Source organism: Dietzia sp. IBK-p2-16D (assembly GCF_057773085.1).
The window spans coordinates 103,191-122,690 of the sequence record NZ_JBYMTL010000001.1 but is presented as its reverse complement, the minus strand read 5'-3'; the positions used below and the strand labels follow the sequence as shown (position 1 = coordinate 122,690).

At 72.3% G+C, this 19,500-nt stretch carries 18 protein-coding genes; 14 read left to right on the top strand and 4 right to left on the bottom strand.

Going from position 1 to position 19,500, the window contains the following annotated elements; translation table 11 throughout:
- Positions 1–2 precede the first annotated feature (2 nt).
- From pafA to AC3DE3_RS00595, 6 genes are all read left to right on the top strand, one after another.
- Positions 3–1,409: a Pup--protein ligase gene (gene pafA / locus AC3DE3_RS00620; RefSeq protein WP_488368645.1), complete on the top strand. Its 1,407-nt coding sequence runs from the start codon at positions 3–5 to the stop codon at positions 1,407–1,409.
- Positions 1,410–1,420: 11 nt separating this feature from the next.
- Positions 1,421–2,389, top strand: coding sequence for a helix-turn-helix transcriptional regulator (locus AC3DE3_RS00615; protein ID WP_488368644.1), 969 nt, complete (start codon positions 1,421–1,423; stop codon positions 2,387–2,389).
- Positions 2,386–3,372, top strand: coding sequence for a helix-turn-helix transcriptional regulator (locus tag AC3DE3_RS00610; protein ID WP_488368643.1), 987 nt, complete (start codon positions 2,386–2,388; stop codon positions 3,370–3,372). Before AC3DE3_RS00615 ends, AC3DE3_RS00610 begins: the two co-directional genes overlap by 4 nt.
- Positions 3,373–3,480: 108 nt before the next feature.
- Complete coding sequence (gene tatA, locus AC3DE3_RS00605) at positions 3,481–3,927, top strand: Sec-independent protein translocase subunit TatA (protein WP_488368642.1); 447 nt, start codon at positions 3,481–3,483, stop codon at positions 3,925–3,927.
- Between the two features lie 12 nt (positions 3,928–3,939).
- Positions 3,940–5,007, top strand: a complete 1,068-nt coding sequence (gene tatC / locus AC3DE3_RS00600; RefSeq protein ID WP_488368641.1) for a twin-arginine translocase subunit TatC — start codon at positions 3,940–3,942, stop codon at positions 5,005–5,007.
- On the top strand, positions 4,991–7,651 hold the full coding sequence (locus AC3DE3_RS00595; RefSeq protein ID WP_488368640.1) for a DEAD/DEAH box helicase: 2,661 nt from the start codon (positions 4,991–4,993) through the stop codon (positions 7,649–7,651). The genes tatC and AC3DE3_RS00595 overlap by 17 nt, the downstream gene beginning before the upstream one ends.
- A gap of 52 nt (positions 7,652–7,703) precedes the next feature.
- On the opposite strand, the gene AC3DE3_RS00590 is transcribed toward AC3DE3_RS00595, so the two are convergent.
- Entirely contained in the window at positions 7,704–8,633 is a 930-nt protein-coding gene (locus tag AC3DE3_RS00590) for a 5'-3' exonuclease (protein ID WP_488368639.1), read from the bottom strand.
- A 91-nt stretch (positions 8,634–8,724) separates the two neighbouring features.
- Between AC3DE3_RS00590 and AC3DE3_RS00585 the strand changes: the two genes are divergently transcribed.
- A complete protein-coding gene (locus tag AC3DE3_RS00585) occupies positions 8,725–9,831 on the top strand; it encodes a M24 family metallopeptidase (RefSeq protein WP_488368637.1) in 1,107 nt (368 codons plus the stop codon).
- A 67-nt stretch (positions 9,832–9,898) separates the two neighbouring features.
- On the opposite strand, the gene AC3DE3_RS00580 is transcribed toward AC3DE3_RS00585, so the two are convergent.
- Positions 9,899–10,306, bottom strand: a complete 408-nt coding sequence (locus AC3DE3_RS00580; protein ID WP_260487491.1) for a pyridoxamine 5'-phosphate oxidase family protein — start codon at positions 10,304–10,306, stop codon at positions 9,899–9,901.
- A gap of 118 nt (positions 10,307–10,424) precedes the next feature.
- Between AC3DE3_RS00580 and dprE2 the strand changes: the two genes are divergently transcribed.
- Both dprE2 and AC3DE3_RS00570 read left to right on the top strand, forming a co-directional pair.
- Complete coding sequence (gene dprE2 / locus AC3DE3_RS00575) at positions 10,425–11,204, top strand: decaprenylphospho-beta-D-erythro-pentofuranosid-2-ulose 2-reductase (protein ID WP_488368636.1); 780 nt, start codon at positions 10,425–10,427, stop codon at positions 11,202–11,204.
- A complete protein-coding gene (locus AC3DE3_RS00570) occupies positions 11,201–12,454 on the top strand; it encodes a cobalt-precorrin-6A reductase (RefSeq protein ID WP_488368635.1) in 1,254 nt (417 codons plus the stop codon). The genes dprE2 and AC3DE3_RS00570 overlap by 4 nt, the downstream gene beginning before the upstream one ends.
- A gap of 7 nt (positions 12,455–12,461) precedes the next feature.
- Here the strand turns inward: AC3DE3_RS00570 and AC3DE3_RS00565 are convergent, their stop codons facing one another.
- Positions 12,462–13,415: a precorrin-3B synthase gene (locus AC3DE3_RS00565; RefSeq protein WP_488368634.1), complete on the bottom strand. Its 954-nt coding sequence runs from the start codon at positions 13,413–13,415 to the stop codon at positions 12,462–12,464.
- Between the two features lie 68 nt (positions 13,416–13,483).
- Here AC3DE3_RS00565 and AC3DE3_RS00560 point away from each other — a divergent pair, with 68 nt between their 5' ends.
- Genes AC3DE3_RS00560 through AC3DE3_RS00550 form a run of 3 tightly spaced genes read left to right on the top strand, consistent with a single transcriptional unit; the run spans position 13,484 to position 16,764 of the window.
- Positions 13,484–14,389 (top strand): amidohydrolase, encoded by a 906-nt coding sequence (locus AC3DE3_RS00560; RefSeq protein WP_488368633.1) that lies wholly within the window; start codon positions 13,484–13,486, stop codon positions 14,387–14,389.
- Positions 14,389–15,984 (top strand): apolipoprotein N-acyltransferase, encoded by a 1,596-nt coding sequence (gene lnt / locus AC3DE3_RS00555; protein ID WP_488368632.1) that lies wholly within the window; start codon positions 14,389–14,391, stop codon positions 15,982–15,984. The genes AC3DE3_RS00560 and lnt overlap by 1 nt, the downstream gene beginning before the upstream one ends.
- Complete coding sequence (locus AC3DE3_RS00550; protein WP_488368631.1) at positions 15,985–16,764, top strand: polyprenol monophosphomannose synthase; 780 nt, start codon at positions 15,985–15,987, stop codon at positions 16,762–16,764. It abuts the gene before it with no gap.
- An 87-nt stretch (positions 16,765–16,851) separates the two neighbouring features.
- Here AC3DE3_RS00550 and AC3DE3_RS00545 read toward each other — a convergent pair whose 3' ends face one another.
- The gene (locus tag AC3DE3_RS00545) at positions 16,852–17,196 is read right to left on the bottom strand and encodes an RNA polymerase-binding protein RbpA (protein WP_260487484.1); all 345 of its coding nucleotides are present in this window, start codon (positions 17,194–17,196) and stop codon (positions 16,852–16,854) included.
- A gap of 96 nt (positions 17,197–17,292) precedes the next feature.
- On the opposite strand from AC3DE3_RS00545, the gene AC3DE3_RS00540 reads away from it, so the two are divergent.
- Entirely contained in the window at positions 17,293–17,709 is a 417-nt protein-coding gene (locus AC3DE3_RS00540; protein ID WP_260487483.1) for a hypothetical protein, read from the top strand.
- A 32-nt stretch (positions 17,710–17,741) separates the two neighbouring features.
- Positions 17,742–19,454 carry an alpha/beta hydrolase gene (locus AC3DE3_RS00535; protein WP_488368630.1) on the top strand — a complete coding sequence of 571 codons (1,713 nt, stop codon included), beginning with the start codon at positions 17,742–17,744 and terminating at the stop codon, positions 19,452–19,454.
- Positions 19,455–19,500: the final 46 nt, after the last annotated feature.

The following is a 19,500-nucleotide window of genomic DNA, read 5'->3' as shown; positions in this document are numbered from 1 at the left end:
CCATGATCCGTCGCATCGTCGGGATAGAGACGGAGTTCGGGATCACCAGCGTCGGCGGTGACGGCGCGCGTTCCCTCGGTGCCGACGAGATCGCCCGCTACTTCTTCCGGCCCGTGGTGCAGCGGTGGCGCAGCTCCAACGTCTTCCTGGAGAACGGCTCCCGCCTCTACCTCGACGTGGGCTCCCACCCCGAGTACGCGACCGCCGAATGCGACGGGTTGCGCCAGCTCGTCGCACACGACAGGGCGGGGGAGCGGATCGTCGACGACCTGGCGCTGCAGGCCGAGCAGGCGCTCGCGGCCGAGGGGATCGACGTCAAGGTCTACCTGTTCAAGAACAACACCGACTCGGTGGGCAACTCCTACGGGTGCCACGAGAACTACCTCCTCGACCGTGCCACCCAGGTCCGCAGCATCGCCACCACCCTGCTGCCGTTCCTGGTGAGTCGGCAGCTCATCTGCGGCGCCGGGAAGATCCTGCCGGGCACCCCCTCGGGCGTCGGGCTCGGCGAGACGGACGAGCCGACGTTCTGCTTCTCCCAGCGCGCCGAGCACATGTGGGACGGCGTCTCGTCGGCCACCACCCGCTCGCGGCCGCTCATCAACACCCGCGACGAGCCGCACGCCGACTCGACCCGGTTCCGGCGCATGCACGTGATCGTGGGCGACTCCAACATGATCGAGACCACCACGATGCTCAAGATCGCCAGCACCCGGCTCGTGCTGGAGATGCTCGAGGCGGGCGTCGAACTGCGGCCGATGGCCGTGGCCCATCCGGTCAGGGCGATCCGTGAGATCAGTCGCGACCTCACCGGCACCCGGCCCGTCGCGATGACCGACGGCACCACCATGACGGCGCTGGAGATCCAGCGGGAGTTCCTCGCCGCCGTCCACCGCTATCTCCGGGGCGGGGGATGGGAGCGCGACGACCGCCCGGACATCGAACGGTGCGTGGCGCTGTGGGAACGGGTGCTCGACGCCGTCGAGTCCGGGGACCACGACTCCATCGCCGCCGACATCGACTGGGCCGCCAAGCTGCGGCTCATCCGGCAGGTCCAGTCCAGGACGGGCGTCGACCTCGATCACCCCCGGCTGTCCCAGATCGACCTGACCTACCACGACGTGCGCCCCGGGCGCGGTCTGCACTCCGTCCTCGAGCGCCGGGGGCTCGTCTCCCGCGTCGTGGACGACGCCGAGGTGGAGCGGGCCCGCACCATCGCCCCCGGGACCACCCGCGCGGCGCTGCGGGGCAGGTTCATCACGGCCGCCCGGGACGCCGAGCGCGACTTCACCGTGGACTGGGTCCACCTCAAGGTCGCCGACGGCACGCTGCCCACCGTCGCCCTGACGGACCCGTTCGCCCACGAGGACCCGCGTGTCGACGATCTCGTCGCCGCGCTCGGACGATAGCGTCTCCAGGCGTGCCCACCTCGAAGTCCCAACGTCTGGTCAACCTCGTGATCTGCCTCCGGTCGACCAACGCGTTCCTGTCGGCGGGGGAGATCCGCAGGATGGTCCAGGGCTACGACGACGCCGAGAACGACGCCGCCTACCTCCGGATGTTCGAACGGGACAAGCGGGAACTGCGCGATGCCGGCGTCCCGCTCGAGCAGGGTGCCTCACTGGCTCCCGGCTCGCCGGCGGGGTACCGGATCCCCGCCCACGGGTACGAGCTGCCCGACATCACCCTCACGCCCCAGCAGGCCGGTGTGCTCGCCGTCGCGGCCGAGGTGTGGCGCGAGGGGGAGCGGGCCGCCCGCGCCGACGGGGCGCTGGCCAAACTCACCGCCGCAGGCATCGACCCCGTGCACGACGCCGGCGCGACCGTCTCGGTGACGGACCCGGCCGAGCTCGCCACCGCCGCCCTGGTCGCGGAAGCGATCGCCGAGGGGTCGACCGTCACCTTCTCGCACACCCCCGCCGGGGCCGCCGAGCCCACCGCCCGCCGTGTCGAACCGTGGTGGACCGGATCCCGCCACGGGCGCTGGTACCTCGTGGGCCACGATCTCGACCGTGGCGAGCCCCGCACGTTCCGCCTCGTCCGCATCTCCGATGTGCGACTCGGGCGCGCCGCACGGACCGTCCCCGTCCCCTCCACAGAGCGGGTCCTCGCGTTGCTGGACGACGCCGTCTCCCGGCTCAACCCCCTGCTCGAGGCCACGGTCTGGGTCGCCGACGGCAGGGCCGCCGAGCTGCGGGCCATGGCCCGGTCCGAGACCCCCGCCCGGCGGTTCGGCAGGGACGGGGTCGACCTCGAGGTCGCCGCGCCGCTCGGTGAGCTGTCCGCGCTGGTGGCCGCCCAGGGCCCGGACGCCGTGGCCCTGCGCCCGGCCGAGCTCCGTGTCCGGGTCGTGTCGATCCTCACCGCCGCCGAGGAGGCCGCCCGATGAGCGCCCGCTCCGTCCCGCTGGCCACGCTGCTCAGCGTGGTCCCGTACTTCCACACCCGGGGTGCGGTCCCGGTGGCCGACGCCGCCCGCGACCTCGGGCTGACGGAGGCGCAGCTCCGGGCCGCGCTGTGGCAACTGTGGTCCTGCGGTCTGCCCGGGTACGGCCCCGGTGACCTGATCGACCTCGCCTTCTCCTCGGAGGATCTCGATGATGCCGACCTGGTCGAGGTCACCTTCACCGCCGGGATCGACCGCCCGGTCCGGCTGACGGCCGCCGAGGCGGTGACGCTCGAGACCGGGCTGGCGGTGTTCCTCGACCAACCCGAGGTCATCGACCAGACCGCACTACGCGACCTGCTGGCGACACTCCGCACCGCGACGGGGGCCGGGGCCGATGACCGTGACGCAGAGGTTGCCGCCCGGCGCGAGACCCCGGACTCGGACCCGGACGCGGACGCCGACGTCGTCCGCACCGCCGTCCACAACGGCCGTGCACTGCGCTTCGTCTACCACTCGGCCAGCTCCGACACCTCCACGACCCGGGTCGTGGACCCCGCGCGCCTGTCCGTCGCCGACGGTCACTCCTACGTCCACGGGGTGGACCGTGAGTCCGGGCAGTGGCGGACCTTCCGCACCGACCGGATGAGCGGGGTCGAGGAGGTGGGACCGCGTCGCGCGCTGGGACCCGAGCCACAGGACGACGGCGAGGGCGACATCCGCCTGGAGTCCGCCCGTGTCCCCGCCGCCGCGGCATGGTTCCTCGACGAGTTCCGGTTCCACAGCGTGATCCGCCGCCCGGACGGCGATCTGGACGTCGAGATCGCCTACCACGACCGCGCGTGGCTGCTCCGCTTCCTCCTCGGACACGCAGACGTCGTGCGGGCCGTCGAGCCCGGACTGGCAGCCGAGGTCGCGCGCCGCGCCGCGGGCGGGCTCGAGGTCTATTCGGCGACGCCCGGAGACGCTACGGAAACGGGTGTGTGAATATCTGGAGAACATCCAGCTCGCAGCCGGTTTCCGGGGGCGCTGGGGTGACGTCTCCCGATGCCGGTGCGCTAGCATGGGCGTGTTGTCAGACAAACGGAGGTTGACATGGGTGCGTTGAGCATCTGGCACTGGCTCATCGTCCTCGCGGTGGTGCTCCTGCTCTTCGGTTCGAAGAAGCTCCCGGACGCCGCCCGCGGCCTCGGACGGTCGATGCGCATCTTCAAGTCGGAGATCAAGGAGATGCAGAACGACGACAAGCCGGTCGAGAACCCGGAGCCGCAGGCTCTCACCCAGGCCCAGCCGAACGCCGCCCAGTATGCGCAGCCGCAGGGGCAGCAGTTCGCCCAGCCGCAGCCTCAGCAGCAGTACCAGGCACCCCAGCAGTTCCAGCCGCAGGGCCAGGGGTACCCGCAGGCGCCGCAGCAGCCGTACCAGCAGCAGCAGCAGGGCCAGCAGCCGACCCCGCAGCCGTACCAGCAGCAGCAGGGCCAGCAGCAGTTCACCGACCCCACCGCCCCGTACCAGGGTGGCCAGGGTCAGCAGGGGCAGTAGGCCAGCCTCTCCATGACGCAGACCGAGACCGCTGACACCGGCGCCACCCGCAAGGGCGGCGCCGGTCGCCTGCTGTCCAGACGCCGCCGCCGGCCACGCAACCCCGACGGCACGATGCCGCTCATCGAGCACGTCTATGAGTTGCGCAATCGTGTGCTCATCGCGATGGCGGCGATCATCGTCACGCTCGGCTTCGGGTTCTGGTGGTACGGGAGCGGTTTCCTCGGCGTCCCGTCCCTGGGTGGCATCCTCACCGGTCCCTACTGCGACATCCCGCCGGGGGCGCGCCTGCAGCTCGGCGACAACGGCGATGAGTGCCGCCTCCTGGCCACCGGGCCGTTCGAGCAGTTCATGCTCCGACTCAAGGTGTCCGCCACCGCCGGTATCGTGCTGGCCAGCCCGGTCTGGCTCTACCAGTTGTGGGCGTTCATCACACCGGGCCTGCACAAGAACGAGAAGCGCTACGGCGTCGTCTTCACCTTCCTCGCGGCCGTGCTGTTCATCGGTGGCGCGGTCCTGGCCTACGTCGTGATCGTCCACGCGTTGGAGTTCCTGCTCTCGATCGGCGACAACGTCCAGACCACGGCGCTGTCGGGCACGCAGTACTTCACGTTCCTCATCCAGCTCATCCTCATCTTCGGGGTGAGTTTCGAGATCCCACTCCTGCTCGCGATGCTCAACGTCGCCGGGGTGGTGAGCTACGAGGTGCTGGCCAAGTCGCGTCGCGGGATCATCATGGGCATCTTCGTGTTCGCGGCCGTGGCCTCGCCCGGCCAGGACCCGTTCTCGATGCTCGCCCTCGCGGTGGCGGTGACCATCCTCGTCGAGGGCGCCATCCAGTTCGCGCGCCTCCACGACAAGCGCAAGAACAAGTCCCGCGCCGACTGGCTCGAGGTGGACGACGAATCGGCCTCGCCGCTGGGCCCCGCAGACGGTGTCGGGGGATCCGGCCCCCTCGAGCGTCCCGCGCCGCTGACGACCCCCGCCCCCGACACCGGCACCCGGACGCCCGGCGACACCCGCCCGCTCCAGGCCCCGGCCCCGGCCGGTGGCGGCTCACTCTATGACGACATCACCTGACGACCCCCATACCGACCAGGTCCTCGAGGACTTCCTCACGGGGGAGGGCTTCTCACCGGATCCCTTCCAACTCGAGGCGTTCTCCGCCCTGGACGCCGGGCGCAACCTCCTCGTCTCAGCGCCCACCGGGTCCGGGAAGACCCTCGTCGGCGAATACGCCGCGCACCGGTCGCTCGCCGGGGGCGGGCGCTGCTTCTACACCACCCCGATCAAGGCACTGAGCAACCAGAAGTTCCGGCAGTTCCGCACCCGCTTCGGCGCCGAGAACGTGGGGCTGCTCACCGGCGACCACTCGATCGACGCGGATGCGCCCATCGTGGTGATGACCACCGAGGTCCTCCGGAACATGATCTACAGCGGGTCGTCGGCCCTCCACGATCTGGACTGCGTGGTGATGGACGAGATCCACTACCTCGGCGACCGTTCGAGGGGCGTGGTGTGGGAGGAGATCATCCTCACCCTCGATCCGGCCGTCCGGCTGGTCGGATTGTCCGCCACCCTGAGCAACACCGACGAGCTGGGCGGGTGGATCACCGAGATCCGCGGTGACACCGCCGTGGTGCTGTCCGAACACCGCCCTGTACCGCTGGCCCACATGCTGTACACCGATGGCGATCTGATCCCCATCCGGGCAGCCGCCGACCAGCGCAGACGGTCGAGGAGCGGATACCACGACGAGCGGGTCGCGGCCCGACCCCGCGCGCAGTGGGCGCGCCGACAGGACGTCATCGAGAAACTCGACGACGAGCGGCTACTACCGGCCATCTACTTCGTGTTCTCCCGCGCGGGTTGTGACGGCGCCGTCGCCCAGATGCGGCGGGCCCGCCTCCGGCTCACCACCGGCGAGGAGGCCCGCCGCATCGCCTCCCACGTGGACGCCGCCTGCGCTCGGGTCCCACAGCACGACCTCGACGCCCTCGACTTCGCCTCGTTCCGCGCCGGCCTGGTCGACGGGCTCGCCGCCCACCACGCCGGGATGCTCCCGCTCTTCCGGACCATCGTCGAGGAACTGTTCTCCGCGGGGCTGATCAAGGTCGTGTTCGCGACCGAGACACTGGCCCTGGGCATCCACATGCCGGCCCGTGCCGTAGTGCTGGAGAAGACGACCAAGTTCAACGGTGACACGCACGCGATGCTCACCTCCGCGGAGTATTCGCAGATCACGGGCAGGGCCGGCCGGCGGGGAATCGACACCAAGGGCACCGCGGTGGTGCTCGACCAGCCGGACCTCGACCTGGACGCCCTCTCCGCACTCGTCGACACCCCGCGATTCCCACTGCACAGCGCCTTCGCGCCCGACTATTCGATGGCGGTCAACCTCGTCGAACAGCTCGGCGTCGAGGAGGCCACCACGCTGATCGGCCGGTCGTTCGCCCAGTTCCAGACCGACCGCACCCTGGTGTCCCGGTCCCGTGCCATCGAGCGGCGCTCCGACGAACGGGACCGGATGCGTGCCTCGCTCGAGGAGGCAGGGGGAGACGCGGACCTCGACGAGTACATGGGATTGCGGGCCGAGCTCAGCCGACTGGAGCGCAAGGCCGAGAAGTCGAGCCGGGACGACCGACTCGCGTCGGTCCGGGCGGCGATGCTCAAGCAGACCGCCGGCTCGGTGATCACCGTGGGCCGCAAACGGTTCGGCATGGTCGCGACCGTCCTGCAGGTGCGTACCGACATCCAGTCCGACCCCGCGCTGCTCTGCCTCACCGACACCGGGTGGACAGGCTGGCTACGCCAGAACGACTTCGCCTCACCCCCTGTCCCGGTGGGCCGGGTCGACCTGCCCAGGGGTCGCCGGAAGCTCGACGGGCGCGCCAAGCGCGCACTGGTGCAGCGCATGGAGCACCTGCGGGGCAAGGCGAAAGGCCGGATGAAGAGCGCCGGGGGCAAGCCCGTCCGCAAGGACCCGCGGATCGCTGCGGCCCGCCGGGCGCTGCGCCAGCACCCGCTGCACGAGGACCCGCGAGTCGACAAGCTCGCCCGACTCCACGAGCGCTGGGCCCGCGCCGACGCGGACGTCGCCGCACTCACCGCGGAGGTCGACGCCGACGCCGATTCGCTGGCCCGCCGCTTCCGCCGCATCGTCGACCTGCTCCGCCACCTCGGTTATCTGGAGGAGGTGGGTGGTGTCCTCCGCGCCACCGACGCCGGGCGACTCCTGGCGGGGGTGCACACCGAGCAGGACCTGTTCGTCGCCGAGTGCTTGCGGCGCGGAGTGTGGCGCGGTCTCGATGCCGCGGGCCTCGCGGCGGTCGTCACCACCGTCGTGGCCCACCCGCGGACGGACTCGGCGGTCCGCGCCCCCTCCGACGACATCCTGCGCGACGCCCTCGCCGAGACGGAGCGGGTTGCCAGCGACGTTACCGAGATCGAACGCTCGCACCGCCTGCCCACCACACCGGACCTGGACGCGGGGCTCGCGCCCGTGATGCACCACTGGGTCTCCGGCGGCGCGCTCGCCTCGATCCTCGCGGCCTCGTGGCAGGAGGGCGTCGAGCTCACCGCCGGTGACTTCGTGCGGTCCGCCCGCCTCGTGGTGGACGTCCTCGCCCAGCTCGGTCAGGTCGCCGAACCGGAGGTGGCTCGCACCGCCCGGTCCGCGGTGGGGTCCCTGCGCCGCGGCGTGGTGCTCGACCACATGGCCTGAGCCCGTCCCCGTGGGGGCGTGCACGGCTGCGACGACCTGGGTCCCCGTCGGCTCAGACCGCGTCGAGTCCCTCCGTCGCCTCGACGAGTCGGCTGATCGCGCGGGCCTGCCCGGTCGACTCGCCCAGCGTCTCGAGTCGCCCGGAGTCCACCTCCCCTCGGCGGCCGTCGACGTCGCCCTCGAACTGCACGTCGAACTCGCGGCCACCCAGGCGGACGACCCCGCGGGCCGCGGCGAGGTAGTCGGCCCCCTCGGTGATCGCCTTGCGCTGGCGTGCGGTCAGCGCCGATCCCGGATCGTCGGCGGCGGCGACGATGCCGTCGAGGTCGCCGTACTCGCGCAGCAGGGTCGCGGCGGTCTTCGCGCCGACCCCCGCCACCCCGGGCAAGCCGTCCGAGGCGTCGCCGACCAGCACCGCATAGTCCGCATACACGCGCGCATCGTCACCCGCGGGCAGGTCGAAGCGCTCCGCGACGACCTCCGGGGTGTACGCGAGACGCTTCTTCATCCCCGCTCCCACGTACACGACGGTCGTGCTCACCGACGCCAGCTGGAACAGGTCGCGGTCGCCCGTCACGACCAGTACCTCACGACCCCGGGTGGCCAGCGCGGCCAGCACGTCGTCGGCCTCCGCGTCCTGCGCCCACGCCTGGGTGATGCCCGCCGCCCCGAGGATTCCGCGGATCGCCTCGACCTGCGGGGCCAGCGATGCGGGGGCGTCCTCCTCGCCGTCGTCACCCACCCGGTGGGCCTTGTACGAGGGCAACAACTCCACCCGCCAGTCCGGACGCCACGCGCGGTCCAGCGCGGCCACCAGGCCGGACGGGGAGTACTCGTCCACGAGCACGGCCACCATGTCGCAGAAGCCACGCACGGCGTTGGCGGGGGAGCCGTCCGGGCCGGTGATCTTCTCCGGCACGGAGTGGAACGCGCGGAACCACAAGCCGGCGCTGTCGAGAACCATGAGCGGGCCCTGGGACACCGCGCCTCCTCGGGATCGTGGGGTGTGGAGTGAGCATGTGGAGTCAGTAGCTGGGAGTCAGGCTAGTCGCCCCGGGCCTACTGTGGAGGGCATGGACAACCCCACCGCACAGATCTACTCGCACCGTCTGGCCGCCGTCCGCGATCGCGCGCGGGAGCTCGGGATCGACCACGTGGTGGTGTACTCCGGCGAGGACATGTCGTATCTCACCGGGGAGCGCATGGACTCGCACGAGCGGCTCACCGCGCTGGTCGTCCCGGTCGACGGGGACCAGCCGCTACTGGTGCTGCCGGCGCTCGAACTCACCGGCGTCACCCGGCGCGCGGCCGACCGCGTGGGGGCGAGGATCCACCCGTGGTCGGACGGGACCGACGCCATCGCGCTCGTCACCGGGTCGGTCGCCGGGCGGGTGGCGGTCTCCACCGCCCTGCCGGCTCTGCACCTGGTTCCGCTCCAGGACGGGGTCGACGGCGAGGTGGTCCTCGCCTCGGAGGTGATCGACCACGTGCGGGCCGTGAAGACCGCGCACGAGGTGGACGAGCTCGCCGAGGCCGCCCGGCGCATCGATGCGGTGCATGCCCGGATGGGGGAGTTCCTGCAGGTGGGCCGGACCGAGGCGCAGGTCGGCGAGCTCATCACCGCCGCCATCGAGTCCGAGGGGCTCACGCACGCCGAGTTCGTGATCGTCGGCTCGGGGCCCAACGGCGCCGACCCGCACCACGGGGTGTCCGACCGGGTGGTCGAGACCGGGGACATCGTGGTGGTGGACATCGGCGGGCCGCTGCCCAGCGGCTACCACTCCGACTGCACCCGGACCTACTCGATGGGCCAGCCCACCGCCGAGGTCGCCGAGGCCTACGCAGCGCTGGAGGAAGCGCAGCGCCTGGCACGTGAAGCCGTCCGCCCGGGGATCGCGATCGGCGAGGTCGACGCCGCCGCCCGCGAGCACCTCGCCGCCGCCGGGCTCGGGGAGTTGTTCATCCACCGCACCGGGCACGGGATCGGCCTGGGACTGCACGAGCCGCCGTTCGTCGCGCCCGGCGCGGATACGGTGCTCGCCGAGGGGATGACGTTCTCGGTGGAGCCCGGCGTCTACACGGCCGGGGTGTGGGGCGCGCGGCTGGAGGACATCGTGGCCGTCACCGCCGATGGCCGCCGCGACCTGAACAACGGCGACCGCGGCCTGCGCGTCCTCTGAGCACCCGACATGGGGAGGTCGGGGATCGAGGGCGGCCGCGCACCCGTCCGCGCATCGAACCGCGGTGTCAGGCGCCGGTGAACATCTGCTTGGAGCCCAGGACACGATCCACCTCGATCGCCAACACCACCCGCTCGGGGTTCGGGCTCGGCTCGCGGTACCGCATCGCATAGCGGCGCTCGCCCTCGCGGACCGAGTCGGGATCCTCGAGTAGGCGGATGGTCCCCTCGAAGGTGAGCCACCGCCCGCGGTCGACATGCGAGACCGCCGCGCGGCCGCCGCGCCGGGCATTGGCCGCCTTCTGTGATCCCCGCCGGGTGATGACACGCGCCAGCCCGCCCTCCGCATCGATCGTGAATCCCACGGCGACCACGTGCGGCGAACCGTCACGCCGGAGTGTGGTCAGGCTGCCGAGGTGGTACTCGGACAGGAAGCGGTGGGCGTCGTCGGAGAGATCCGCCATCGAGTGGGCCATGACGCCGAGACTGCCACAGTGGGTCGACGGCAGTGAGCCGGCCGCAGTGAGTCGGCCGCAGTGAGTCGACGCAGTGAGTCAACGCAGAGCGCGACACGCTGCATGGGAGACTGGCCACATGCCCACACCCGCAACCCCGTCGTCCCGGTCCGAGTCCGGCGGTGAGGTCGTGGTGGTCTTCGGTGGCCGCAGCGAGATCGGTCTGGCCGTCGCCCACCGCCTCGCACCCGGCCGCACCGTCATCCTGGCGAGCCGGCCCGGAGGCGACGTCTCCCAGCTCGCGGCCCCGCTGCGGACTGCTGGTGCCACGGCGGTGGAACTCGTCGACTTCGACGCCGACGACCTCGACTCCCACGCAACGGTCGTGGCGGACATCGAGGACCGGGTCGGGGAGATCGATATCGCCGTCCTGGCCTTCGGCATCCTGGGGGACCAGGAGGTGGCCGAGCGCGACTCCCGCGCCGCGGCCCGCATCCTGCACACCGACTTCGTGGCCCAGGCAGCTCTTCTCACGGTTCTGGCCGAGCGGATGAAGCCCCGCCGACGCGGGGTGCTCGTGGCGTTCTCCTCCGTCGCCGGACAGCGGGTCAGGCGCGCCAACTACGTGTACGGCTCGGCCAAGGCCGGGCTCGACGGGTTCGCCTCCGGCATGGCCGACGCCCTGCACGGCACGGGCGTCACCCTGGTGATCCCGCGACCGGGTTTCGTGATCGGCCGGATGACCGAGGGCATGGACCCCGCACCGTTCTCGTCCACGCCGGACCAGGTGGCGGACGCGGTGGTCGACCGCGTCGAGTCGCGCGCGTCGGGCGTGGTGTGGATCCCGTGGCAGCTGCGCGTCATGTTCGCCGTCGCACGGCTCGTCCCGCAGCCGATCTGGAGGCGGATGCCGCGGTGAGCGCCCCGCCCCCGCCGGGCACGGACCCGGTGGATGTACACCTCGTGGGAATCGGCCCGGGCCCGGTCGACCTCCTCACCGTCCGCGCCTCCCGGCTCATCGCCATGAGCGGCACCGTTCTGGTGGACCCGGACCCGGTCGGTCCGGGCGCGCTGGGACTGTGCCCGCCGACGGCTCTGGTCGTCGACTCCTCCGAGTTGACGCCGGCGGCCGCGGCCGCGACGGTCCGGGAGGCCGTCGACCGCGGCGACCGGGTCGTGCGGCTCTACCAGGGTGATCCCACGCACCACCCCGATCTACCGGCCCACACCCGGGCCCTCGACGACGAGGGGATCTGCTGGGAGCTCGTGCCGGGGGTCCCCACCCCGGCCCCACATCCCACCTCGGCCCCACATCCCGCCCCGGCCCAGCAGCCCACCCCCGCCCCGCTGCAGCCCGCGGCGGTCCCAGCATCGGTCCCGGCGGCTGAGGTGTCGCCCGCGACCGCGATGCCCGGAGGGTCGCCCGGGCTGATCCTGGTCCTCGGCGGAACGGGGGAGGCCCGCCGGCTCGCCGATCTCATGGTCACCGCCGGGCTCGACGTGGTGACGTCCCTGGCGGGCAAGGTCACGCGCCCGAGGCTGCCGCGCGGGGAGGTGCGGATCGGTGGTTTCGGAGGCGCCGAGGGATTGGCGCACTGGTTGCGCGAGAACGGTGTCAGTGCGGTGATCGACGCGACCGATCCGTTCTCCGATCAGATCTCGGAGGCAGCGGTGCGGGCCGCGCGAGAGACCGGCACGCCCCTGCTGCGCCTGCACCGCCCGCCGTGGAGCGAGGAGCCCGGTGACGAATGGATCCGGGTCCCGGACGTGCAGACCGCGGCACACGTGGTGCGGGAGCGGTTCCGTCGACCGATGCTCACGGTGGGCAAGCAGGGCGCGTCCGCGTTCGCCGGGGACACCCGGGGGTCGTATCTCATCCGGTGCTCGGAGCCACCCCCCGGTGCGCTCCCGCACCGCTACCTGCTGGTGTTGGACCGGGGACCGTTCGGTGTGGACTCCGAACGGACGCTGATGTCCCGACACCGGATCGATGTCCTGGTCACCCGCAACAGCGGCGGGGCCACCTCGGAGGCCAAGCTCGCAGCCGCCCGCGACCTGCACATCCCCGTGGTGATGGTGGGCCGACCCGAGGCACCGTCGGCTCCGGAGACCGTCCACTCGGTCGATGACGCCGCCCGCTGGCTGGTCGAGCGGTTCGGTTCGCGCTGAGCCGAGCTCACGACGCGCCGCCCACCCAGGGCGACTCGGCGTCGAAGATCATCCCCATCGGCGCCAGCACCCGCACGACCTGCTCGGCCATCGGTTCGGTGAGCTCGTGCAGGCCGATGACCCGGTCCGCCGAGATGGTGGTCGGCCGCTCCACCGCACCGAGGAACTCGGCGAGACGGGCGGGAACGACGCCGTCGGGCACCACGGCGAGCAGGCTTACCAGCCCGTCGGCGGTGTCGATCCACCCCACCCGCGGCGTCACTACGCCCGTAGTGCTAGTAGTGCTACCGGTCGTCGCGGCGTCCGCGGCCGGGCCCGGGGCGGTGACGGCGGCGGGGTGGGTGCCCAGGGCGTCGACGACGAGTCGGTGCAGTGAGCCGGACCCGGGCACCCGCGTCGGCCCGGCCGAACCGGTCAACCGAACTGCTGCGTCGATGAGGACGGTCGCGGCATCGGACACCGCGACCCGGTACGGGACGGCACGGCCGGCGACGTGGACCCGCGCGCTGCCGTCCGTCCCGTCCACGACGACCGCCAGGTCGGGGGAATGAGCCAGGACATCGCCCGAGCCGTCGTCGACCCCGAACAGCATCTGTCCGTGCAGGGCGTCGGCCTCGTCGCGGGCGAGCAGAGCGGCCTCGAGCCGACGCGGCAGATCGCCGACGTCGTGGTGCCCGCCCAACCGCCCGGCCATGGGGGAGGCGATGATGTCGCGGGCCCTGGGGTGGGCGACGCCCGCCGGCAGGCCCGCGGCCTCGAGGTCCCGGACCGCGACCTCGACCGGATCGCGGTCCGCACCCACGATCCGCGCCCCACCCCTGGCCGTGAGCTGGACGCCGCCGCGGTGGCCGGCGGCGAGTGACGCCAGGGCGGTCCAGTGGTCGTGACGCAGGCGGCCACCGGGGAAGCGGAGCGTGTCCCCGGTTCGGGAGGAACCGGCCGTGTGGGGGGAGTCGTTCACGGGCCCCAGCGTAGGCCCGGGGGGTGGGGGCCCGGGCCTACGGTCGGCGCTCGGGGATAATCGCCCGCATGACCGCTTTCCTGGCTACCGGGGGCCGTGTGCTCACGCCCGCCTCACGAGACGCAACCGCCCTGGCCCACGAGAACGGACTCATCGTGTGGGCCGGCTCCGACGCCCCGGGTCCCGCCCTCTTCCCGGGTGCCGAGAGGGTCGACCTGGAGGGGGACTGGGTGGCTCCGGCGTTCGCCGAGTGCCTCCCCGAGGGCCTGGGCCTCGCCGCCGCGGCCGCCCGCGGCGTGGTGCCCGCCGCCCTGCCATCCGCACACGGACTCGACGGCATCGAGGACCGGGTGCGCGCGGGGGAGCGGGTGGTGCTCGACACCGACGTCGACCCGGCGCAGCTCGCCGCCGAGCTCACCAGGCTCGCCGGGGAGGTGGGCGGTCCCGCCGTCGCACGGTGCATCCCCGTGCTCGTCGGCGGGACCGCGACCCGGAACACAGACGACACCACGCTCGCCGCCTTGGCCGCCGTGGGCACCGTGATCCTGCTGCGCCCGCTCGTCGACGACCTCGCCGGCACCGACATCGTGCGCATCGCCGCCTCCGGGGTGGCGCTCGCCGCCTCGACCCGGGTGGGCGACGAGGTCCGGCCGTGGGACGCTCTGCGGGCCCTGACCTCGGTCGAGGGTGGCCGGGGCCTGTCCCCCAGGGCGGCGTTCACCGCCACCACACGGGGTGCACGTCGAGCCGCAGGAGCCCGGGACGGCACGGCCGGCACCCTCACCCCCGGCACCCCGGCGACCTTCGCCCGGTGGCAGACCGGGGAGTTGGCCGTGGTCGCCGCCGACGACGCCGTCCAGCGGTGGTCCACCGATCCCCGGTCGGGAGTGCCCCCGATGCCGGATCTCACCGGGCCCGACCCCGTTCTGCGAGCGCTCCTGGTGGACGGCCTGCCCGCCGGCACCACAGCCTGATGCCCCTGCTGGTCAGGGTGGCCCTCGCAGCCGTCGCCGGTGCGCTGCTGGCGGCCTCGTTCCCTCCGATCGGCCTGTGGTGGACCGCGCTTCTCGCGATCGCCGTCCTCGTCGTCGTCCTGTCCCCGTCCGGCGGCACCACCATCCGGATACGTACCGGGGCGCTCCTCGGGTTCACCTCCGGCCTCGTCTTCTTCCTCCTCCTCGTCCCGTGGGTGGGCCTGTACGTGGGCGCCTACGCCTCCTGGGGCCTCTCGGTGGTCGAGGCGCTGTACCTCGCCGCGTTCGGCGCTGGCGCCGCGGCCATCCTCCGGGCAGGCCTCGACCCCGGCACCCGCCGCGGCTCACGTGCGGTCGGCGCCGTGCTCGGGGTGGCCGGCTGGTGGTCGCTGTGGGAATGGGTCCGCTCGTCCTGGCCCTGGGGCGGCTTCCCGTGGGGGCGGCTGGCGTTCGGCCAGGCCGACGGTCCGCTGCTACCACTGGCGTCACTGGGCGGCACCCCGCTGGTCGGGTTCGCGGTGGCGTCGGTCGGCGCGGCGATCGGCGTCGCCGTCCTGCTCGTCGCCCGCCGTGACCGACCCGTCCGCGCCGCCACCGGCCTGCTCACGGTGCCCCTGGTGACCGCGGGTCTGGTCGCCGTCGCGGCCCTCGCCCCGACCGGCGGCGAGCCCACCGACACCGTCGAGGTCGCCGTGATCCAGGGCAACGTCCCGCGCCTCGGCCTGGACTTCAACGCCCAGCGCCGCGCGGTGCTCGAGAATCACCTGCGCATCACCGCCGAGTACGCCGAGGACGTCGAGGACGGCACCGAACCCCGCCCGGACCTCGTCCTGTGGCCGGAGAACGCCTCCGACATCTCACCCCTGTCGGATCGGCTCGCCGGCGCCCAGATCACCGCCCTGTCCCGCCGCCTGGAGGCGCCGATCCTCGTGGGCACCGTCCTGCCCACCGGCGAGGGCCGCGAAGCCCACAACTCCTACCTCGTGTGGGACGGTCGGGCCTCCGACGCCGCCGGGGGCCCGGTCACCGACCGCCACGACAAGAAGTACATCCAACCGTTCGGCGAGTGGCTCCCGCTGCGCGCACCGCTCGAGGCGCTGTTCCCGATCGCCCGGACCGCCGGCCACTTCATCCCCGGCGACGGCGACGGCCTCGTCACCGCGGGCGGCGTGGATCTGGGCGTGGCCATCTGCTTCGAGGTGGCCTTCGACGCCGCCGCCCGCGAACCCGTCTCCCGCGGCGCGCAGATCCTCACCGTCCCCACCAACAACGCCACCTTCGGCCGCTCACCCATGACGTACCAGCAACTCGCCATGTCCCGGGTTCGGGCCGTCGAGCACAACGTGCCCGTGCTCATCGCCGCCACCAGCGGGGTCAGTGCCGTGATCGGCCCCGGCGGCGCGGTCCGTGCCGAGACCGGCATATTCGAGCCCGCCGTGCTGGCGACTCAGGTCGAGGTCGGAGGGGCCGGTACGATGGCAACCCGACTGGGTGGCACCCCGCAGGCGGTGTGCTGCCTCATCGGGCTCGTCGCACTGGCATGGGCGCTGGTCCGCACCCGGCAACGACCCGCGACCCGAACCGAGGAGAAGTAAGTGACCGATCCGACGACGCCGGGCGAGAGCGTGCCCTCCGCGCGCACGCTGGTGATCATCCCGACCTATGACGAGCGGGACAACCTGCCCGGCGTCGTGGAGCGGTTGCTCGCCTCGGCCCCCGAGGTGTCGGTCCTCATCGCCGACGACAACAGCCCCGACGGCACCGGCGAGGTGGCCGACGAGTTGGCCGCCGCGGACCCGCGCGGCCGCATCACCGTGATGCACCGCGAGGGGAAGCAGGGCCTGGGCGCCGCGTACATCGCCGGGTTCCGATGGGGCCTGGAACGCGGTTTCACCGTGCTCGTGGAGATGGATGCCGACGGCAGCCACCCGCCCGAGCGACTGCCCGCGATGCTCGCCGCCGTCGACGGCGGCGCCGACCTGGCGATCGGCTCCCGGTACGTCCCCGGGGGCGCCGTGGTCAACTGGCCGTGGCAGCGCCACGTCATCTCGCGCGGCGGCAACGTCTACTCCCGGGTCATGCTGGGTGTGGGAATCAAGGACATCACCGCCGGCTATCGCGCCTACCGCGCCGACGCCCTGGCCGAGCTGGACCTCGACGCCATCGAGTCGAAGGGCTACTGCTTCCAGATCGACATGACCTGGCGCCTGCTGGGCAACGGGCGCCGGGTCGTGGAGGTGCCCATCACCTTCACCGAACGCACCGTCGGTCAGTCCAAGATGAGCGAGTCAATCTTCCGTGAGGCCGCGGTGAACGTGGCCCGCTGGGGCTGGGAGAAGCGACGCGCACAGCTCAAGGCCCTCGTCGGCCGCTGACTCCGGACAGAGACGAACGCCCCGGCCCTCCAGGGGCCGGGGCGTTCGTGTGCCGCCGGGTGGTATCCCGGGGGCCGGGGTTTCGTCCTACCGCGCTCCGGCGCGGCGCCGCTTCTTGAGCAGGTCCATCCGCTCCTTGAGCAGCTCCTCGAGCTCCTCCAGGGAGCGACGCTCGAGCAGCATGTCCCAGTGGGTACGCGGCGGCTTGCCCTTCTTGACCTCGACCGCCGGGCCGTCGATGAGCTGGCCCTCCTGGCCGTTCTTGCACATCCAGGTACCGGGGATCTCGGCGTCATCGGCGAACGGGACCTCGTAGACCTCGCCGTTGGGGGTCTGGTACCGGGCCATGCGGCGCGGCGCGAGGTCGGTGTCCCGGTCGGTCTCGTAGCTCACCGCACCGAGGCGGCTGCCCCTGAGGACTCGATCTGCCATGCGAACTCCTTCTGCCGTGTTCGTCTGCGTCAATTCATGCGGATCGACACGACGCTGCGTGGTTCCTGCTTGTGTCAACGCCAGGGGAACCCCCAAATGTTCCCACGTCCCGATGCTGCGGGCCACCCCGGGGGCGGGCTGGGTAGCCTCACACCCGTGGAACCCGACCCCCGACCCGAGCCGGCCGCGCCCCGCAGGGGTGAGGCCTCGTGCGCCTGGTGCGGCCGTCCCGTGGACGAGGGCGGGACCGGCCGCCGGCGCCGCTACTGCCGGAGGTCCTGCCGGCAACGGGCCTACGAGCAGCGCCGGTCCCTGCGGATGCAGGACCTGCCCGAGGGCACGGTCGTGCTCACCGAAGCGGAGTCGACCGACCTCATGGACCGCATGTTCCAGTTGCGCTGCGCCTGCGAGGACCTGCGGACCGCGATCGCCGAGGGGGAGGACGCCGCGGAACTGACGCGCATGTCCGAGGACCTGGTCTCAGCAGCTAGACGGGCCGAGCGGCTGCGATGAGCCAGGGCGGTGGGGCGCGGCGGACGGCAGCGATGAACCCGCTCGTCGCGACGCTCCGGGCGTGGTGGGGCCGGTGGCGCCCCTCCGTGACCGGCCTCGTCGTGGCCGCACTGGCGGCGTGGGTCTCGCTCATGCCGTCCCTGCTGCCGCGCGCCTGGTACTACCAGGGGCTGGTCACCGGCGTGTCGATGCTGGTGGGTTACGGGGTCGGGGTGGCGCTCAGGACCGTCTGGAGACGGGTCGTGGCGCCGCGCGTCATCCTTCATCCCGACGTCCTCGCGTTCGGTGATCGCCTCCTGACCTTCGCTCGCCTGTCCGCCCCGTACGTTCTGGTCGTCTACCTCGTCACCGCCACCGCCACGGCGATCCGGTGGCAGGACCAGGTCTCGGACCTGGTGAGCTCACCCCGTCCGCCGTGGGCGGACTACATGAAGATCCCGTGGGTCGCCCTGGCGATCTTCGTCGGACTCCTCGTCGCGGTCCGGGGGATCCGCGCGGGGTACCGGTGGCTGACCCGCGTGGTGGGCCGCAGGTTCGGCATCGGGGTGTACACCGCCCGGCTCGCGGGCGTCGTGGTCGTGGCCGTCCTCGCGCTCGGCGTGGTGCAGGGCGTGGTGCCGCGCCTGTTCTTCGAGGGCGCGAACCGGATCTTCAGCGGACAGAACAACGAGGACCTCCCCGGCGCGCGGCCTCCGATGGCGCCCGAACGGTCCGGGTCCCCGGGCTCGGTCGTGGATTTCGAGGACCTGGGCCTCCAGGGCCGGCGGTTCGTCACCGGCGGTCTCGACGGGGAGCGGTTGGGCGACCTGCTGGGCAAGACCGCGCCCGAGCCGATCCGGGCGTACGCCGGACTGGAGTCCGCCCCGACCGACGACGAGCGCTCCGCACTGGTGGTCGCGGAGCTGGAGCGGACCCGGGCGGAGGAGCGCGAGTCCGTGGTGATCGCCCCGACCACCGGCACCGGGTGGATCAACCCCCACGCCGCCCAGGCCATCGAGCTGCTCTCCGGGGGCGACGTCGCGATCGTGGGTACCCAGTACTCGTATCTGCCCAGTTGGATCTCCTTCCTCGCCGACCGGGAGAAGGCCGAGGCGGCGGGTCGGTCACTCATCGAGGCGGTGGTGGCGTGGCGCGACGCGCTCCCACCCGACCGGCCGCGGCCGAAGCTGTACGTCTACGGCGAGAGCCTGGGTACCCAGGCCGGCGAGGCGGCGTTCTCCGGAATCCGGGACATCCGGGCGACGGTGGACGGGGTGCTCTGGGTCGGTCCACCCAATTCCAACCACATCTGGCACGCGCTCGTCCAGCGCCGCGACCCCGGCACCCCGGTCACCGAGCCGGTGTACGCGGACGGCCTGCTCGTGCGGTTCTCCGAGGATCCCGCGGAGTTCCGCGACGACGCCACCCCGTGGATCCCGCCGCACGTCCTGTACGTCCAGCACGCGACGGATCCGGTGGTGTGGTGGACCCCGGATCTGCTGTTCGACCGCCCCGCGTGGCTGGCCGAGCCGCCGGGCAAGGGTCGGCACCCCGGGATGTTCTACATGCCCGTGCTGACCCTCTTCCAGGTGACCGCCGACCTCGGGAACGCCATCGGCGGGTCGCAGGGCTACGGCCACCTCTACGATCATCAGATCCTCGACGGGTGGGCGGCCGCGACGGGACGCGAGGGATGGGACGACGACGAGTTCCGGCGGTTCGCCCGACTGCACGCGGTCGCGATGGAGCGGCAGGAGCGCGGCTGATGCACTTTCACGCCAGGGGGCCGCGGTCTAACGTTGCCGCTGTACT

What these genes read in the sequence shown, in the direction of transcription:
- pafA (WP_488368645.1), top strand. Translation starts at nt 3, where the DNA reads ATGATCCGTCGCATCGTCGGGATAGAGACGGAGTTCGGGATCACCAGC.
- AC3DE3_RS00610 (WP_488368643.1), top strand. Translation starts at nt 2,386, where the DNA reads ATGAGCGCCCGCTCCGTCCCGCTGGCCACGCTGCTCAGCGTGGTCCCG.
- tatA (WP_488368642.1), top strand. Translation starts at nt 3,481, where the DNA reads ATGGGTGCGTTGAGCATCTGGCACTGGCTCATCGTCCTCGCGGTGGTG.
- tatC (WP_488368641.1), top strand. Translation starts at nt 3,940, where the DNA reads ATGACGCAGACCGAGACCGCTGACACCGGCGCCACCCGCAAGGGCGGC.
- AC3DE3_RS00595 (WP_488368640.1), top strand. Translation starts at nt 4,991, where the DNA reads ATGACGACATCACCTGACGACCCCCATACCGACCAGGTCCTCGAGGAC.
- AC3DE3_RS00585 (WP_488368637.1), top strand. Translation starts at nt 8,725, where the DNA reads ATGGACAACCCCACCGCACAGATCTACTCGCACCGTCTGGCCGCCGTC.
- AC3DE3_RS00580 (WP_260487491.1), bottom strand. Translation starts at nt 10,306, where the DNA reads ATGGCCCACTCGATGGCGGATCTCTCCGACGACGCCCACCGCTTCCTG.
- dprE2 (WP_488368636.1), top strand. Translation starts at nt 10,425, where the DNA reads ATGCCCACACCCGCAACCCCGTCGTCCCGGTCCGAGTCCGGCGGTGAG.
- AC3DE3_RS00560 (WP_488368633.1), top strand. Translation starts at nt 13,484, where the DNA reads ATGACCGCTTTCCTGGCTACCGGGGGCCGTGTGCTCACGCCCGCCTCA.
- lnt (WP_488368632.1), top strand. Translation starts at nt 14,389, where the DNA reads ATGCCCCTGCTGGTCAGGGTGGCCCTCGCAGCCGTCGCCGGTGCGCTG.
- AC3DE3_RS00545 (WP_260487484.1), bottom strand. Translation starts at nt 17,196, where the DNA reads ATGGCAGATCGAGTCCTCAGGGGCAGCCGCCTCGGTGCGGTGAGCTAC.
- AC3DE3_RS00540 (WP_260487483.1), top strand. Translation starts at nt 17,293, where the DNA reads ATGTTCCCACGTCCCGATGCTGCGGGCCACCCCGGGGGCGGGCTGGGT.
- AC3DE3_RS00535 (WP_488368630.1), top strand. Translation starts at nt 17,742, where the DNA reads ATGAACCCGCTCGTCGCGACGCTCCGGGCGTGGTGGGGCCGGTGGCGC.